Origin of the sequence: Bradyrhizobium huanghuaihaiense, from assembly GCF_007830635.1 — a bacterium.
In the GTDB taxonomy this organism is placed as follows: Bacteria; Pseudomonadota; Alphaproteobacteria; order Rhizobiales; family Xanthobacteraceae; genus Bradyrhizobium; species Bradyrhizobium huanghuaihaiense.
Window position 1 is genome coordinate 1 of the sequence record NZ_VLLA01000048.1, and the last position, 15,383, is coordinate 15,383.

Below are 15,383 nucleotides of genomic sequence, written 5' to 3' on the forward strand. Positions count from 1 at the left end.
GCGACAGCGAAGCCGCTCGCCGGGCTGGCGATTCGTCAGCATCGTTGTTACATTGCGCAGGCGAGGCTGCGACGTGCGTCAGGAGCCATATATCCCCGGGGCCTTATCGATCCTTTAGGGAACTGTCCCTGGCCGGGCCCGTGGGCCCGGACATATGGTGCCCACCTACTTTCGTAGGGAACTCCGGGATCGAGTGCTTCAACGGCGTACGCGGCTTCGCACTTTTGTTTGCTTGGTTTGTGCTTGTTGAAACGGACTGCGGCCAGTTCAACAGGTGTCATGCCCCCTAGTGCGCAATTGCGCACGGAGGACCGGGGCATCCAGTACGCCGCGGCCTTTGTGTGAATCACCACCGCCTCGGAATACTGGATCACCCGCATTCGCGGGTGATGACGTGGGGGACCAAAGCGCATGTCCAACTCCAAAGCCGAGCTCCGTGCCAAAGCCCTCGCGAAGCGCGATGCGCTGAGCGAGAAGAAGCGCACGGCAGCGGCCGCAAAGCTCGCCAAGCGCGGGCTGCCATTCGAGCTGCTGCCCGGCAGCATCGTCTCCGGTTATTCGCCGATCCGCAGCGAGATCGATCCGATGCCGCTGTTGAAGACGCTTGCGGAGCAGGGCGCCAGGCTGGCGCTGCCTTGCGTCACCGCGCGCGGCCAATCGCTGATCTTCCGCATCTTCCATCCGAACGACCGCCTGATGCTCGGCCCGCTCGGCATTCCCGAGCCGTCGCCGGCAGCCGCCGAGGTCATCCCCGACATCATGCTGACGCCGCTCGCCGCCTTCGACCGCCTCGGCCATCGCATCGGCTATGGCGCGGGGCATTACGATTTCACCTTCGCGCATCTGCGCAAGACCAAGCACATCGTCGGCATCGGCCTTGCGTTTGCGGCGCAGGAGATCGAGGCGGTTCCGGCACTATCCCACGACGTGGCGCTGGATTATGTGCTAACGGAATCGGACGTGTTCGATTTCCGGAGTTCTGAAGTTGCGCATTCTCTTCGTGGGTGATGTCGTCGGCCGTAGCGGGCGCGAGGCCGTCGCCGAATATCTGCCCGGCATGGTCAAGGACTGGTCGCTCGATTTCGTCGTCGTCAACGGCGAGAATTCGGCCGGCGGCTTCGGCATCACGGAAGCGATCTACCAGGAGTTTCTCGAGGCCGGCGCCGATGCGGTGACGCTCGGCAATCACTCCTGGGACCAGCGCGAGGCCCTGGTGTTCATCGAGCGCGCCGACCGCCTGGTGCGCCCCACAAACTATCCGCGCGGGACGCCCGGCCGCGGCGCCGCCTTGGTCGAGACCAAGAACGGCAAGCACGCCCTCGTCGTCAACGCGCTCGGCCGCGTCTTCATGACTCCGTTCGATGATCCCTTCGCTGCGCTCGAGCGCGAGCTCGGCGCCTGCCCGCTCGGCGTCGCCGCGGACGCCATCGTCGTCGATTTCCATTGCGAGGCCACCAGCGAGAAGCAGGGCATCGGCTTCTTCTGCGACGGCCGCGCCAGCCTCGTCGTCGGCACCCATACGCATGTGCCGACCGCCGACCACCAGATCCTCGCAGGCGGCACCGCCTACATGACCGACGCCGGCATGACCGGCGATTACGACTCCATCATCGGCATGCAGAAGGAAGAACCGCTGCGCCGGTTCACATCAGGGATTCCGTCAAGCCGCTTCGAGCCGGCCGCAGGCGCTGCGACGCTCAGCGGCGTGGCCGTGGAGACGGACGATGCAACGGGGCTCGCGCTGAAGATTGCACCGGTGCGCGTCGGCGGCCGCCTGGAGCCGGCGACGCCGCGGTTCTGGTTGAGTTAGCAGCGGCGCGTCAAATTCCGCTGCCACCCTCCCCTGGAGGGGGAGGGTCGATCGCGCGCAGCGCGAGCGGGGTGGGGTGATCTCTCCCCACGGGCAGCGTTCGGGGTGGAGAGACCGTCACCCCACCCCGCTGCGCATTTCGCTTCGCTACATGCGCAGCGACCCTCCCCCTCCAGGGGAGGGTAAGAGCAGCCCTCTACTCCGCCGTCTGCTCCCGCAGCTCCGCGACATCCTTCGCCGTCAGCTTCGAGCCCTTGGTCCCAAACCGCGCCGTGACGTAGTTCGCCACCGCTGCGATCTCGTCGTCCGTATACGCGTTGCCGAACGCCGGCATCGACAGGGCGCCGTCAGGCGTATGCCGCCTGGTGCCCGAGATCACGATCTGCGCGACGTTGGTGGCGGCGGGGTCGTTGACGGCCCAGGTGCCGGTCAGCGTCGCCATCGGCGAGACCGGGCTCTCGCCGCTCCAGCCGTGGCAGCTGGCGCAGGCGCTGGCGAACACTTTTTTGCCGCGCGCGTCCGCCGTGACGCCGTCGCGATGCGAGGCGGGGGCGACAGGCGCCGTGGTGGCCGGCAGGTCGGGCGAGGGCTGCGGCGGCACGCTGCGCAAGTAGGCAACGATGCTGCGGATGTCTTCGGGCGCGAACTGGCTAAAGCTGTGATCGACTGCTTCGCCCATCGGGCCCGAAGCCGAGCCGTGGCCCGGCGCATGGCCGAGCGACAGATACGAGATCAGATCCTGGTCGCTCCAGTTGCCGAGACCCGTCGCCTTGTCCGAGGAGATGTTGAAGGCGCGCCAGCCCGCGGTGATCGCGCCGGCGAACTTCTTGCGATTGTCCAGCGCGAAGCCGAGATTGCGCGGCGTGTGGCACTCGCCGCAATGCGCCAGTGCCTCCGCAAGATACGCACCACGATTCCACTCCGGGCTCTTCGAGGTGTCAGGCATAAATCGCGTATCCGGATTGAACACGGCCGACCAGACGATCATCGCCCAGCGCTGGTTGAACGGGAAGGACAGCGTATTGTCCGGCGCCTTGGCCCGCACCGCCGGCTGGCTGAACAGATAGGCCTTCACCGCCAGCACGTCTTCGTCCGTCATGAAGGTGTAGGACGTGTACGGCATCGCCGGATAGAGCCGCGCGCCGTCACGGCGCTTGCCGTGCTGGACCGCGTTCAGAAAATCCTGATCGCTGTAATTGCCGATGCCGGTGTCCTTGTCAGGCGTGATGTTGGTCGAGTAGAGCGTGCCGAACGGCAGCTTGAACGCGAGCCCGCCGGAATAGTCCTTCTCGCCGGGCTTGGTGTGGCAGACCATGCAGTCGGCGGCCTTGGCGAGATATTCGCCGCGTTCGACCAGGCTCGCTTTCTCCAGCCTGGCCGGCACGCCCGTGGGCTTGCCGGCGCGGTAATCCGCCAGCGCCACCTTGCTGCCGCCGGCAAAGTCGAGCGGGCCGGGCCCGCGGATGATCCAGGCCCCGAGTCCCGCCACCACGATGGCAATCACGACGAGGCTTCCGAGGATACGCATTGTCCTGCTCATGCCTTCTTCCCCGCAGCCAGCAGTTTCCGATCGATTGGCAGGCGCCGCAGCGCCACGCCGGTTGCCGCGTAGATCGCGTTACGCAGCGCCGGCGGTCCGGCGTTGACGCCGGCCTCGCCGATGCCGCCGGGCGCCTCGCCGCTTTTCACGACGATCACCTCGATCTTCGGCGTCTCGTTGATGCGCATCATGCGGTAGTCGTGGAAGTTCGACTGCTGCACGCGGCCCTTGTCGATGGTGATCTCGCCATAGAGCGCGGCGGTGAGGCCGAAGATCAGTCCGCCCTCGATCTGCGCCTTCACCGTGTCGGGGTTGACCGCGATGCCCGTGTCGACCACCGAGGTGACGCGGCGGAGCGTGATCTCGCCGATGTCGTCGATCTCGGCTTCGACCACGGTCGCGATGAAGCTCGCGAAGGACGGCTGCACGCAGACGCCGCGGCCGACGCGGGGCGGCAGTGGCTGCCCCCAGCCGGATTTCTCCGCGACCTGGCCCAGCACCGCGAGCATGCGCGGGTTCTTCGTCAGCATGGACTTTCGGAACTCGATCGGGCCCTTGCCGGCCTTGCGCGCGAGCTCGTCCATCGCGCATTCGACCGCGAACACGTTGTTGTTCGGACCGACGCCGCGCCAGAAGCCTGTTGGCACCGACAGCGGCTCGGCGCGGACATATTCGACGTGAAAATTGGCGAAGTCGTAGGGCGCATCCACCGCGGCATCGATCGCGTCGATGTCGATGCCCTTCTGGAATGCCGGCGGCAGCCAGCGTGCGAGCACGGCGGAGCCGGCGACCTTGTACTTCCAGCCCGCGACCTTGCCGTCGACCAGCGACGCCGTGATCTGGTCGCGATAGACCGGACGGTAGACGTCGTGCTGGATGTCCTCCTCGCGGGTCCACACCACCTTCACGGGGTAGTCGACCTGCTTGGCGATCTTCACCGCCGCGATCACCATGTCGGGCTCGAGCTTGCGGCCGAAACCGCCGCCGAGCAGGTGGTTGTTGACGATGACCTTGTCGACGGGAAGCCCAGCGGCCTTCGCCGCCTCCGACTGGACGCGCGTCATGATCTGCGTGCCGGTCCAGATCTCGCAGGAGTCGGGCTTCACGTGCACCGTGGCGTTGATCGGCTCCATCGAGGCATGCGCCAGGAAGGGCAGCTCGTAGGCCGCCTCGAACCGGTCGCCGCTGGCGAGCGCCTTGGCGATGTCGCCGTCGGACTTTGCGACCGCGCCGTCCTTCTGGCTGGCCTTGCGCAGATCGTCCCAGATGTCTTTCGTGGTGATCTCAGCGTTGGGGCCCTCGTTCCACTCGATCTTAAGCGCTTCGAGGCCCTTCTTTGCCGCCCACATGTGATCGCCGATCACGGCGACCATGTCGTCGAGCACCACGACCTTGCGCACGCCGGGCAGCTTCACCGCGGCGCTGTCGTCGACCTTGCCGACCTTGCCGCCGAACACCGGGCAGGCCGCGACGGTCGCGAACTTCATGCCGGGCAGGATCGCGTCGATGCCATAGATGGCCTTGCCGTTGACCTTGTCCGGCGTGTCGAGCCGCTTCAGCGGCTGTCCGATGAGGACGAAATCCCGGGGATCCTTGACCGCGACGTCCTTCGGCGGCGTCTGGCCCTGCGCTGCGAGCGCCAGTTCGCCGTAACCGAGCTTGCGGCCGCTCGCGGCATGCGCGACCTCGCCCTTCGACGCGGTGCAGCTTGCAGGCTCGACGCCCCACTGGCTGGCGGCGGCCTGCACCAGCATCGCGCGCGCGGTGGCGCCGGCCTTGCGCAGCGGCAGCCACCAGGCGCGGATCGAGTTGGAATTGCCGGTGACCTGCAGGCCGAAGGTCGGATTGCCGTAGAGCTTGTCGTTGGGAGGCGCGTGCTGGACCTCGACCTTGCCCCAGTCGGCATCAAGCTCCTCGGCGAGCACGGCGGAGATCGAGGTATAGGTGCCCTGGCCCATCTCGACCTGCGGCATCATCAGCACGGTGCGGCCGGTCTCGTCGATGCGGATGAAGGCGTTGGGCGCGAACTTGCCCTCGGTCGTATCGCGCGGCTGCACCGGCTCGTTGACGGCTGCGCGGAGCGGCAGATGGAAGGCGAGCACGAAGCCGGTGGCGAGGCCGCCGGTCAGCAGCGCGCGGCGGGTGAGGTTGTTGTGTGCATTCATGGCGGACCTCACGACTGCCGGCCATTGGCGGCGTGCTTGATCGCCTCGCGGATGCGCACATAGGTGCCGCAGCGGCAGATGTTGCCGGCCATCGCGGCGTCGATGTCGGAATCGTCAGGGTTCGGCGTTGCCGCCAGCAGCGCCGCGGCCGCCATGATCTGGCCGGACTGGCAATAGCCGCACTGGATCACCTCGGCCTCCAGCCAGGCCTTCTGCACCTTCGCGCCTGATGGCGTGCTGCCGACATGCTCGATGGTGGTCACCGTGCGGTTTTCGACCGCGCTCACCGGCAGCACGCAGGAGCGCACCGCCCTGCCGTCGACATGCACCGTGCAGGCGCCGCATTGCGCGATGCCGCAGCCGAACTTGGTGCCGGTCATGCCGAGGATGTCGCGCAGCACCCACAGCAAGGGCATTTCAGGTGGCGCGTCGAACGATTTCGTTTCGCCGTTGACGATGAGAGTTGTTGCCATGTGATCCCCTTGCTCGACGAGCGCTTACGGCGTCGGCGATTTGCGCGCGACCCTAATCATATCGATGCGAAGCGATGAAGCATCGTTATTTCTCGCAATGCATATTTGCGCGGTTGAAGCGACAGGCCATGACTTTCACGAATTCGTGCGGGATCGCGCGAGCGTTTTGGGCTAATTGATATGATAATCGTCATTTTTTGACGCATTTTCATCGCGCGCGTCGTCGGCCTTCGCAAATCGTCGTGCGAATGCGCAAAGCCGTGCAATGACGAAATTCGTGCGATCGGGAAAGTCGGGCGGTGGCGAGCATGTCTTGTTCAGAAGGCCATGCTGTTGCGAGATCTGTCGACCCGTTGTTTTCCGCTTGGTCGACCCTGGCGACATATCCGGGGATGGGGTGTCAGGCCGCGGCTGCCTCTTGCATCAGTCTCGCTGATCGCCAGTACCCGGCTTATCGCGTCCTGGAATATGTCCTGAGATGCCACTACTTGCCGGCATTCCCACCTTGATGTAGCATCGTGAAATACGCGGCGGTCGGTGACTACTTGACCAAGCGCCGCGTCAGTCCGCCCGCCCATGACCGACCACACCAGCACTGGCTCCCCGGCAGCGGCCCCATCGGGCCAATCTCACCGCGCGGCCCCTGCGGTCCAATGTCACCCTGCGGCCCCATCGGGCTATGAGAACTTTTGGCGAGCCGGCGCAACAGAGCCCTCTGGTTCTGCTCGGCAATCTTGGTTTTGGTATCGTCGTTGACGATCCACAGGGTGCCGGCGCCCGAAAGGCGAGCGCGGTGAGGCCGGGCCGCAAGGCGAGATTGGCCCGCAGGGCGTGGTCCTGAAGGGCCGGCGGGTAGGGATGGGCGCGATGGTTTGCCGGGTCTCCAGGGCGAACGTTGCGGTTCATGTCGGCGTCACTGATGCGGCCGGCGGTGCAGCCCTCCGCTACCTGCCGCGTAATCGCCCAGACACGGTTACATCACTTGTGACCAGGGCCAGGGTCTGATCGCAGAAGTCATGCATTCATCTTTTGGTAGAACGGCGACTGCAAAGCCAAATTGTTGGCTGGCATCATTAAACCAACAATCCGCACGAACACGCGAGGGAGAATCTCACGATGGCTTTCCGTGCGACGAAGCAGAAGGTTCTCAATCGCGGTATCCCGCCGGACGGTTTTCTCGATGAATTAATTGCCTGGGGCAGAACGGCGCCCGACGACATCTTCGCCCCGAACGAAAACGCAGACGTTTATTCGAGCGTGGTCGAGGTGCTCGGCCCCTGGCAGGGGCTTCCGCATCGCCGCGCCGCCATGCTGGAAGTGATGCGCGTGCTTGCGGGTTTTGAATCATCCTGGGACTGGAACGCAGGTGTCGATAGCCACAATCCGACATCGACGACGCCGACCACGATTGAAGCGGGCGCTTGGCAGGTCAGTGCGAACTCCATGGTATTTGGGCCGGAGCTCAAGAATCTTGTTCTCACAAAGGTCGGCTCACTGGATGGGAACGCATTCCAAAAGGCCATGAAGCGCGACCATCTTCTGGCGATGGAATACATTGCTCGCCTTCTGCGCCGAACCGTAAGGGCCAATGGCCCCGTCAAGCGACATGAAATTGACGAATGGCTGCGCCGAGACGCCGTCGACGAGTTTCTAGCCGTGCTGGGGGCTCCTTCCATGATCCGGGCGTTGCGATCGGACAGCGTGGAGGCGGACAGTATTCCCAGCGTGAGAGCAGAACCGGCCGAGGCCGGGATGCATGGATTCGACGCGAATACGAAGCTGACGGCGACGACGGCCAAGGCCCTGAAAGAAGCGGGGTTCAAGTTCGCGATCCGCTATTTGTCGCGCAAAGCGAAACCGCCTGCCAAGGACCTGACCGCCGACGAGCTCGATATCATCCTGGACGCGGGGCTTGCCGTCATGGCGGTCCAGCATGTCGCTCCGTCCGGCTGGACACCTTCCGATACGCTCGGGGTCGAGTGCGGCGACAACGCCGCTGCGCATGCCCGGGCCATCGGGTTGCCGGAGAAGTCCAGCGTATGGCTCGATCTGGAGGGGATCGCGGCGGGGACGCCGGCGAGCGCGGTCATCGCCTATTGCAATGCCTGGTTCAAGGAGGTGGAGAGCGCCGGCTATACGACAGGTGTTTACGTCGGCGCGAACTGCATTCTGTCTGCGGATGAGCTCTATTTAAGTCTCAAGACAAAACATTATTGGAAGTCCGGCAGCAACGTGCCCGACATTCCGCACCGTGGTTACTGCATGGTTCAGCACATCATTCCGGATGACAAGATCGGCGGCGTTTCGATCGATCGCAACGTGACGTTCGTCGATGCATTCGGCAGCGCGCCGATGCTCGTCACCCGGGGCCCCGCAATGGATGTGGCGGCGTTCGCGAGCCCCCTGCTGGCGGAGCCGGCCGTGGCGGACGCTCCCGCAGTCGCCGCGCGCGACAACGACGAGGCGATCTTGCGCGAGCTCGCAGCGAACCATGAACTCTCCGCGCCGATGGACACCCTGATCAGATTCAGGAACGACCACGGCGCTCCCATATCGGCCCGCTACTGGGCGATTGCCGATTTCGACCGGCGATCCAGCGAGCCCAGACTCTTCCTGTTCGACGTCAGGGACAACCACGTCCAGTCCTACCTCTGCGCTCACGGCAAGGGATCTGAGGGCCCGACGGACGACGGTTATGCGAGCGTCTTCTCCAATCAACCCCGGTCGAACTGCACGTCGCTCGGTGTCTACCATTGCGCCGAGACCTATAATGGAGCGCACGGCTTTTCGATGCGCCTCGATGGCCTTGAACCGTCCAACTCCAACGCTCGCGCGCGCGCCGTTGTCGTGCACGGCGCGGATTATGTTTCCCAGGATATGATCAGGCGTACCGGCCGGATAGGACGGAGCGACGGATGTCTCGCCGTCGAGAATCGGTATGCTACGGAGGTCGTGAGCGCATTGACCGGGGGGTCTCTCGTCCTTGCGTGGTATTCGAAAGCCACCCGGCCTGCTGACGCGCGCTTCGTCGCAGACAGCGCAGCGGACGAAGTCTGGAGCGAGCTCGAGCCGCCGGCGGCCCATCTCGCAATGGATGCCAGCGAAACGACGGCCTCGCTGGCAATGCGAATACTACAATCACCGAAAATCGTGCTTGCCCGCGGGCATTCCTCGGGAGTCCAGGACAACGCCACGGCCTTCGACAACATCAAGGACACGGCTGAGGGGCGCGCGGCTCACCGCAGCTCCTACGGAAACGCTCCCGGCGGTGTGGTCAACCTCGATCCCCGCATGCTCAGAGGCATGCTCGATTTGGCGGAATCGTTCAGCTTCTCGGTATCGGAGTTTTGCGGTGGCAGCCACAACACGAACTCCCGGCACTACGCGGGGTGCACCGCCGACATCAACACAATCAACGGCCAGCATGTGGGCGCCGGCCCGTCGGCTGCTTCGTTTCAGCAACGCTGCCGCGAGCTTGGAGCAACGGAAGTGCTCGGGCCCGGCGATGCCGGCCATTCGACGCATATTCACGCGGGCTGGCCGCGACCGTGACTTCGGCGGAGACCGTTCGACCGCCTAACCCCTTAACGCCTGGCACTGTCGGCCGATGCCGACTTCAATCGATCATGCGCAAGCCATTGATTCCGCACACCCCGGCTACTGTGCATGGGGTTGTTTTCGAGCTTTTATTTCAGGGACGCCGTCGCGCCGCCCGTCAGCTCTGGCGAAAGCCCATCCGGAAGGCGCCCCAGTGCCTGCCGCGGATCACGATCGGCGAGGACAGGTCCTTCATCAGCACGAACTGCCCGCCGCCCATGTCGCGGCGATATGTCTGCAGCAGGAACGGCTTCGTGTTGGCCGCGACCTTCTTCACCGCGCGATCGGTGAACAGGCGGCGGTTGCGGCAGTTGGCGTTATTCCAGACCGGGTCCTTGCCCTGCGGCAGGCGGTAGTTCGGATTGTGGGTCGGCAGATACCCGCCCCTGGCCCAGGCGACGCAGAACACGATGCGGGGATCGGACTTCTGGACCGGGTCCTGGATCGCGGGCAGCACGCGATCGGTGAATTCGACGTAGCTGGTGTTGTACTGCTTCGGATCGGTGCCTGATATCTCGCGGTAGTTCTCGTCCATGAGCTGATCGAGCGTGATCTCGCCGCGGTCGATCGCGGCCTCGAACTCGGCCGTGATGCGCTTGGCGGTTTCGACCACGACGCGGATCAGCGGCGCGTCCGACGTCTCGACGCCGCTGTCGGCGATCAGCGCGATCAGGCCTTCGGAGGTGTCGAGCAGCTTCGTCACCCGCTGATCGGCGCTCTTGAGATCGCGCGAGGACAGGTCGACGCCCTTGGCGAGCTCGTTGAGCTCGCTGATGACGGTGTCGCAGTGGCCGAGATTGGAGGTCGCCGCGCGCGCGACGCTGTCGATCTCGGCTTCCACCGAGGCGAAGCCCTGCTGGACGCGCGAGATGATGCCGGAAATCTGCTGGGCGCCTTCGCCGGCGGTCTTGGCGCGCTGCGAGGCGTCGCTGCTTTCGCCGATCAGGCCTTCGATCTGGCCGTCGAGATCGCGCACCGTGTCGGAGATCTGGTGCGTGGCCTGGCGGGTGGCTTCCGCGAGGTTCTTCACCTCGCTCGCGACCACCGCAAAGCCGCGGCCGGCATTGCCGGCGCGCGCGGCTTCGATGGTTGCGTTGAGCGCGAGCAGGTTGGTCTGCTTCGCGATCGCCTCGATCGAGCCGGACACTTTTGCGACCTGCGCCAGCGCCGAGCCCACCGCGCTCAGCCGCGCCTCGATCCGCTCCACCGCCGCGACCAATTCGGAGATGTGGCTGACGGCGGTATCGACCGCGCTGCGCGACTGCGCGATCTCGCCGACCGCCGCGGACGTCGTCGTTTGCACCGCCTGCGATGCGTTGGCGATGTCGTGGTTGGCCGAGACCATCGTCTCCGCCGTCTTCTGGAGATGGTGGAACCGTTCCGACTGGTTGGCGACACGGTTGGCCACTTCCTGGACGTTGCCGGCGATGTCGGCGAGCTCGACGCCGAGACCGCCGATGCGGTCGGCAAGCTGATCGATCAGGCGTTCGGCAAGCGTCCGGTTCGATCCGGTGTCCAGTACTGCAAGTTGTGCCAGGGACATGTACGCGCTTTCTCCAGTCCGAGCCGGTGATCGGCCCTCGGCGGCATTCCCATTCCAGTTTTGACCTTAGAGGATGATTCGCGTCCGGCGTCTTGCCCAGGAGTGCACGAGAGCGGGCATTACAGCTTATAAGCGGTGCGGAATCCGCCCCAGTGCCGGCCCTTGACGCGGATCGGCACGTCGATCTCGCGCATCATCACCGTGTTCCCGTTACCCATGTCGCGCGCATAGCTCTGGACCAGGTACGAGCGTTGGTTGTGGGCGGCGGCGAGCCCCGCCGGATCGTTGAAGATGCGCCGGTTGCGGCTGTTGGCCGTGTTCCAGGCGACGTCGCCCGGCCGCTGCGGATGCGAATAGATATTGTTGTGCACCGGCAAAAAGCCGTTGCGGTCGACCATGGCGCAGAACGCCATGCGCGGGTCCTTGGCGAGAAAGGCTTCCTGGAACGGCGGCAGCGCGCGGTCGGCCCAGTCCAGATAGCGGGTGCGGTATTGCTGCGGATTGGTGCCGGCGATCTCGACATAGTCGGTGTCGAAGAGGTCGTCGACCTTGATCTCGGCGCGCGCAACCGCCTGCTCGAAGATAGCGGTCAGCGCGGTGCCCGCTTCCATGGCGCGGGTGACGAACTCGGTGTTCTCCTCGTGGATCGACCAGAGCTTGTCCTCGATCTTCTCGCAGAGCTCGGCATTGGGGCTGACGAATTGCGCGCGGACACCGGCCTTGGACTGCTCCGTCACGCGCAGGCGGCAGGCGCCGACCTGTTCGAGGCTGCCTTCGATGATCGCCTGCGGCGCCAGCCGGCCGGCGTCCGGGCCGCCGATCAGGACGCCGTCCATCGCGATTTCATAGACCGGCATCAGCCCGCGCGCGCTCTCGAACTTGAGGTGGCAGGGCAGCCGCTCGGTCTTGCGGCGGTCGTCGTGCTCGCTCTGGCGCAGCAGGACCGCGCAGCGCGATTTCAGCTTCCGGGCGAAGGTGGTGACGGCCTTGCCGGCGCTGGCGACGCTCTCGCCATGGGTTTCGGCCGCCTTGGTCGCGGCGTCGATCTCGGCCGCGCTCTCGCCGACCGAGATGATGAACTCCGACGCGCTCGCGGCATTGCCGGAGACTTCGCTCGTGGTGGCGTTCTGCTCGGCCACCGCGCCGTTGACGGTCTCGAACACCGGGCGGATCGCCTCGATCGCCTGCGAGATGCGGTGCACGGCATCGGCCGAGCCCGCGGCATCGCGCTGCAGCGCGTCGATCTTTTTTGTGATCTCTTCGGTCGCGCCTTGCGTCTGCACCGCGAGCGCCTTGACCTCGGTGGCGACCACCGCAAATCCCTTGCCGGCGGGGCCGGCGCGTGCGGCCTCGATGGTCGAGTTGAGCGCGAGCAGCGTCGTCTGCCGCGCAATCTGCGCGATCAGATTGACGACGTTGCCGATCGCGGCGGAGGACTCGCGCAAGCGGTCGACATTGGCGCGCGCTTCCTGTGCCGCGGCGCTGGCCTCGTCGGCGAGCTTGCCGGCCGCGCGCACCTGCGCCCCGATGCCTTGCGCGGACTGGGTGAACTTGTCGGCCGCATGGGCGAAGGTGGATGCGGTCGATTGGGCGGCGTTGGTGCGGCCGGTCAGGGCGTCGGTGCGGTCGCGAATGGCGGCAAGCGTTGTGGCGGTCGCCTCGGCTCCGCCGGCCACCGAATTGGCGGCGCGTTCGAGCTGGCGGATCATGGCCCCGAGCTCGAGTTCCAGCAGTTCCAGGATTTCCCTGGCCGAATCGCCCTCATTGGCCGGGACCGGCTCGGGAATGGTCGCCGGCTGCGCAGCCTGCGGGGTGGCCGCCGGCGCAGCCGTGTCCGGCGGACGCTTCCGAAACAGTCCGAATGCCATGAGGTCTCTCTTGTCGGCGGGCGGGCGGACGCTATTTTCGCAGGTCGGAATGAAATCAGGGTTAACAATGCCCGACATCTGGGCACGGACCGTTGGGGTGGCTATCTCTACAGTGCTACCTTGAAGCCTCACGGCCCTTTGATTCCGGTGGGTTGGCGGCCTATAAGGCCGCGCTTCCCACGCTCACCTTTGGCTGACTATTCCTCAAGAGACCACGCATGGCCGGACATTCCCAATTCAAGAACATCATGCACCGCAAGGGGCGGCAGGATGCGCAGAAGTCGAAACTGTTCGGCAAGCTGGCGCGGGAAATCACCGTCGCGGCCAAGCTGGGGACCCCCGACCCCGCCATGAACCCGCGCCTGCGCGCCGCCGTGATCGCCGCGCGCCAGGAGAACATGCCGAAGGACAATATCGAGCGCGCCATCAAGAAGGCGCTCGGCAGCGACGGCGAGAACTATGACGAGATCCGCTACGAGGGCTATGGCCCCGGCGGTGTCGCCGTCATCGTCGAGGCGCTGACCGACAACCGCAACCGCGCCGCCTCCGACATCCGCTCCTTCTTCACCAAATCCGGCGGCAATCTCGGTGAAACCGGCTCGGTCTCCTTCATGTTCGACCGCACCGGCATCATCGAATATGACCGCAGCGTCGCCGATGACGACGCGGTGCTCGATGCCGCGATCGAGGCCGGCGCCGACGACGTCGTCTCGGGCGAAGGCGGCCACGAGATCTACGCCTCGACCGAAAGCTATCGCGACGTCGCCAAGGCGCTGGAAGCCAAATTCGGCGAGCCGCGCAAGGCCGCGCTGATCTGGAAGCCGCAGAACACGGTCGCGGTCGACGACGAGACCGGTGAGAAGCTCTTGAAGCTGATGGACCTGCTCAACGAGCACGACGACGTCCAGAACGTCTACGCCAATTTCGAGGTGTCGGACGCGCTTGTTGCGAAGATGGGCGGGTAGGGCAGCTCGTGTCCCGGACGCGCTGCAGCGTCCCCGGCGATGCGAAGCATCGTCCGGTACGCTGCTGCGCAGAGCCGGGACCCATGATGCCTCATATGCCGGCGGCAATATGGGCCCCGGTTCAGCGCTGCACCGCTTTGCGCTGCGTCGCGCCCGGGGCACGAGACCGCTTTCCCCTGTTACTTCCGTTCTGTTTCTGTTTCCCCCGCCGCGGCCAGCCGCTATCACTGGCCCATGACTGCGCTCCCGATTCGTGGCCCCGTACGCATCATCGGCATCGACCCCGGCCTGCGCCGCACCGGCTGGGGCGTGATCGAGGCCGAGGGCAATCGGCTGATCTATGTCGCCTGCGGCTCGGTGGAACCGCCGGACGATCTGCCGCTGTCGAGCCGGCTGCTCGCGATCCACGAAGGGCTCGCGTCCGTCCTGTCCAGCCACCAGCCGATGGAAGCCGCGGTCGAGCAGACCTTTGTGAACAAGGACGGCGTTGCGACGCTGAAGCTCGGCCAGGCCCGCGGCGTCGCCATGCTGGCGCCCGCAATGTTCGGCATCAGTGTCGCCGAATATGCGCCGAACCAGGTCAAGAAGACGGTGGTCGGCGCCGGCCACGCCGACAAGCAACAGATCGCGATGATGCTGAAGATATTGCTGCCGAAAGCCGAGCCGCCGTCCGCGGATGCTGCCGACGCGCTCGCCATCGCCATCACCCACGCCCATCACCGCCAGAGCACGGCGCTCAGGCTGAAGGTGGCGGGGTTATGATCGGCAAGCTCAAGGGCCTGATCGACACCTACGGCGAGGACTTCGTCATCCTCGACGTCGGCGGCGTCGGTTACCAGGTGCACTGCTCGTCGCGCACGCTGCAGCATCTGCCTTCGCCCGGCGAAGCCGCCGTGCTGTCGATTGAGACTTACGTCCGCGAGGATCAAATAAAACTGTTCGGCTTCCGCACCGACCAGGAGCGCGAATGGTTTCGCCTGCTGCAGACCGTGCAGGGCGTCGGCGCCAAGGTCGCGCTCGCGGTGCTCGGCACGCTACAGCCTTCCGATCTCGCCAACGCCATCGCGCTGCGCGACAAGGCCGCGGTGTCGCGCACGCCCGGGGTCGGCCCCAAGGTCGCCGAGCGCATCGTCACCGAATTGAAGGACAAGGCGCCGGCCTTTGCCAGTGTGGATCCCGCCGTCGTACATCTCGCCGGCGCCGTCGACGACCAGCGCGCGCCGCGGCCGGTGGCGGATGCGATCTCCGCGCTGGTTAATCTCGGCTACGGCCAGCCGCAGGCGGCCGCCGCGATTGCCTCGGCCTCGCGCAGCGCGGGTGAAGGCGCCGAAACGGCGCAGCTGATTCGCCTCGGCTTGAAGGAATTGGCGAAGTGAGTGCGGCAATGGTCAGTCTCGTAGGGTGGGCAAAGCGCAGCGTGCC

At 65.5% G+C, this 15,383-nt stretch carries 11 protein-coding genes and 1 other RNA gene; 7 read left to right on the forward strand and 5 right to left on the reverse strand.

What is annotated here, in order from left to right:
* Positions 1-60: 60 nt before the first annotated feature.
* The 3 genes from ssrS (at position 61) to IQ16_RS42095 (ending at position 1,810) form a co-directional block, all read left to right on the forward strand.
* Positions 61-221, forward strand: a non-coding RNA gene (ssrS, locus tag IQ16_RS42085) — 6S RNA.
* Between the two features lie 190 nt (positions 222-411).
* Positions 412-1,008, forward strand: coding sequence for a 5-formyltetrahydrofolate cyclo-ligase (locus tag IQ16_RS42090; protein WP_018646697.1), 597 nt, complete (start codon positions 412-414; stop codon positions 1,006-1,008).
* Positions 986-1,810, forward strand: a complete 825-nt coding sequence (locus tag IQ16_RS42095; RefSeq protein WP_018646698.1) for a TIGR00282 family metallophosphoesterase — start codon at positions 986-988, stop codon at positions 1,808-1,810. The genes IQ16_RS42090 and IQ16_RS42095 overlap by 23 nt, the downstream gene beginning before the upstream one ends.
* Before the next feature lie 196 nt (positions 1,811-2,006).
* On the opposite strand, the gene IQ16_RS42100 is transcribed toward IQ16_RS42095, so the two are convergent.
* From IQ16_RS42100 to IQ16_RS42110, 3 genes are read right to left on the reverse strand one after another with little or no spacing between them, the layout of a single operon-like run.
* The gene (locus tag IQ16_RS42100; RefSeq protein ID WP_018646699.1) at positions 2,007-3,350 is read right to left on the reverse strand and encodes a c-type cytochrome; all 1,344 of its coding nucleotides are present in this window, start codon (positions 3,348-3,350) and stop codon (positions 2,007-2,009) included.
* A complete protein-coding gene (locus IQ16_RS42105; protein ID WP_018646700.1) occupies positions 3,347-5,515 on the reverse strand; it encodes a xanthine dehydrogenase family protein molybdopterin-binding subunit in 2,169 nt (722 codons plus the stop codon). The genes IQ16_RS42100 and IQ16_RS42105 overlap by 4 nt, the downstream gene beginning before the upstream one ends.
* Before the next feature lie 8 nt (positions 5,516-5,523).
* Entirely contained in the window at positions 5,524-5,988 is a 465-nt protein-coding gene (locus IQ16_RS42110) for a (2Fe-2S)-binding protein (RefSeq protein WP_018646701.1), read from the reverse strand.
* 1,116 nt (positions 5,989-7,104) lie between these two features.
* On the opposite strand from IQ16_RS42110, the gene IQ16_RS42115 reads away from it, so the two are divergent.
* Entirely contained in the window at positions 7,105-9,540 is a 2,436-nt protein-coding gene (locus IQ16_RS42115) for a murein L,D-transpeptidase catalytic domain-containing protein (RefSeq protein ID WP_018646703.1), read from the forward strand.
* 163 nt (positions 9,541-9,703) lie between these two features.
* Here the strand turns inward: IQ16_RS42115 and IQ16_RS42120 are convergent, their stop codons facing one another.
* Both IQ16_RS42120 and IQ16_RS42125 read right to left on the reverse strand, forming a co-directional pair.
* The gene (locus tag IQ16_RS42120) at positions 9,704-11,128 is read right to left on the reverse strand and encodes a methyl-accepting chemotaxis protein (RefSeq protein ID WP_018646704.1); all 1,425 of its coding nucleotides are present in this window, start codon (positions 11,126-11,128) and stop codon (positions 9,704-9,706) included.
* 119 nt (positions 11,129-11,247) lie between these two features.
* Positions 11,248-12,996: a methyl-accepting chemotaxis protein gene (locus IQ16_RS42125; protein ID WP_018646705.1), complete on the reverse strand. Its 1,749-nt coding sequence runs from the start codon at positions 12,994-12,996 to the stop codon at positions 11,248-11,250.
* Between the two features lie 218 nt (positions 12,997-13,214).
* Between IQ16_RS42125 and IQ16_RS42130 the strand changes: the two genes are divergently transcribed.
* The 3 genes from IQ16_RS42130 (at position 13,215) to ruvA (ending at position 15,337) form a co-directional block, all read left to right on the forward strand.
* The gene (locus IQ16_RS42130; RefSeq protein ID WP_018646706.1) at positions 13,215-13,961 is read left to right on the forward strand and encodes a YebC/PmpR family DNA-binding transcriptional regulator; all 747 of its coding nucleotides are present in this window, start codon (positions 13,215-13,217) and stop codon (positions 13,959-13,961) included.
* Positions 13,962-14,195: 234 nt separating this feature from the next.
* Positions 14,196-14,723 (forward strand): crossover junction endodeoxyribonuclease RuvC, encoded by a 528-nt coding sequence (gene ruvC / locus IQ16_RS42135; protein WP_018646707.1) that lies wholly within the window; start codon positions 14,196-14,198, stop codon positions 14,721-14,723.
* Positions 14,720-15,337, forward strand: coding sequence for a Holliday junction branch migration protein RuvA (gene ruvA / locus IQ16_RS42140; protein WP_018646708.1), 618 nt, complete (start codon positions 14,720-14,722; stop codon positions 15,335-15,337). The genes ruvC and ruvA overlap by 4 nt, the downstream gene beginning before the upstream one ends.
* Positions 15,338-15,383: the final 46 nt, after the last annotated feature.

What these genes read in the sequence shown, in the direction of transcription:
- IQ16_RS42105 (WP_018646700.1), bottom strand. Translation starts at nt 5,515, where the DNA reads ATGAATGCACACAACAACCTCACCCGCCGCGCGCTGCTGACCGGCGGC.
- IQ16_RS42115 (WP_018646703.1), top strand. Translation starts at nt 7,105, where the DNA reads ATGGCTTTCCGTGCGACGAAGCAGAAGGTTCTCAATCGCGGTATCCCG.
- IQ16_RS42090 (WP_018646697.1), top strand. Translation starts at nt 412, where the DNA reads ATGTCCAACTCCAAAGCCGAGCTCCGTGCCAAAGCCCTCGCGAAGCGC.
- IQ16_RS42120 (WP_018646704.1), bottom strand. Translation starts at nt 11,128, where the DNA reads ATGTCCCTGGCACAACTTGCAGTACTGGACACCGGATCGAACCGGACG.
- IQ16_RS42100 (WP_018646699.1), bottom strand. Translation starts at nt 3,350, where the DNA reads ATGAGCAGGACAATGCGTATCCTCGGAAGCCTCGTCGTGATTGCCATC.
- ruvC (WP_018646707.1), top strand. Translation starts at nt 14,196, where the DNA reads ATGACTGCGCTCCCGATTCGTGGCCCCGTACGCATCATCGGCATCGAC.
- IQ16_RS42125 (WP_018646705.1), bottom strand. Translation starts at nt 12,996, where the DNA reads ATGGCATTCGGACTGTTTCGGAAGCGTCCGCCGGACACGGCTGCGCCG.
- ruvA (WP_018646708.1), top strand. Translation starts at nt 14,720, where the DNA reads ATGATCGGCAAGCTCAAGGGCCTGATCGACACCTACGGCGAGGACTTC.
- IQ16_RS42110 (WP_018646701.1), bottom strand. Translation starts at nt 5,988, where the DNA reads ATGGCAACAACTCTCATCGTCAACGGCGAAACGAAATCGTTCGACGCG.
- IQ16_RS42130 (WP_018646706.1), top strand. Translation starts at nt 13,215, where the DNA reads ATGGCCGGACATTCCCAATTCAAGAACATCATGCACCGCAAGGGGCGG.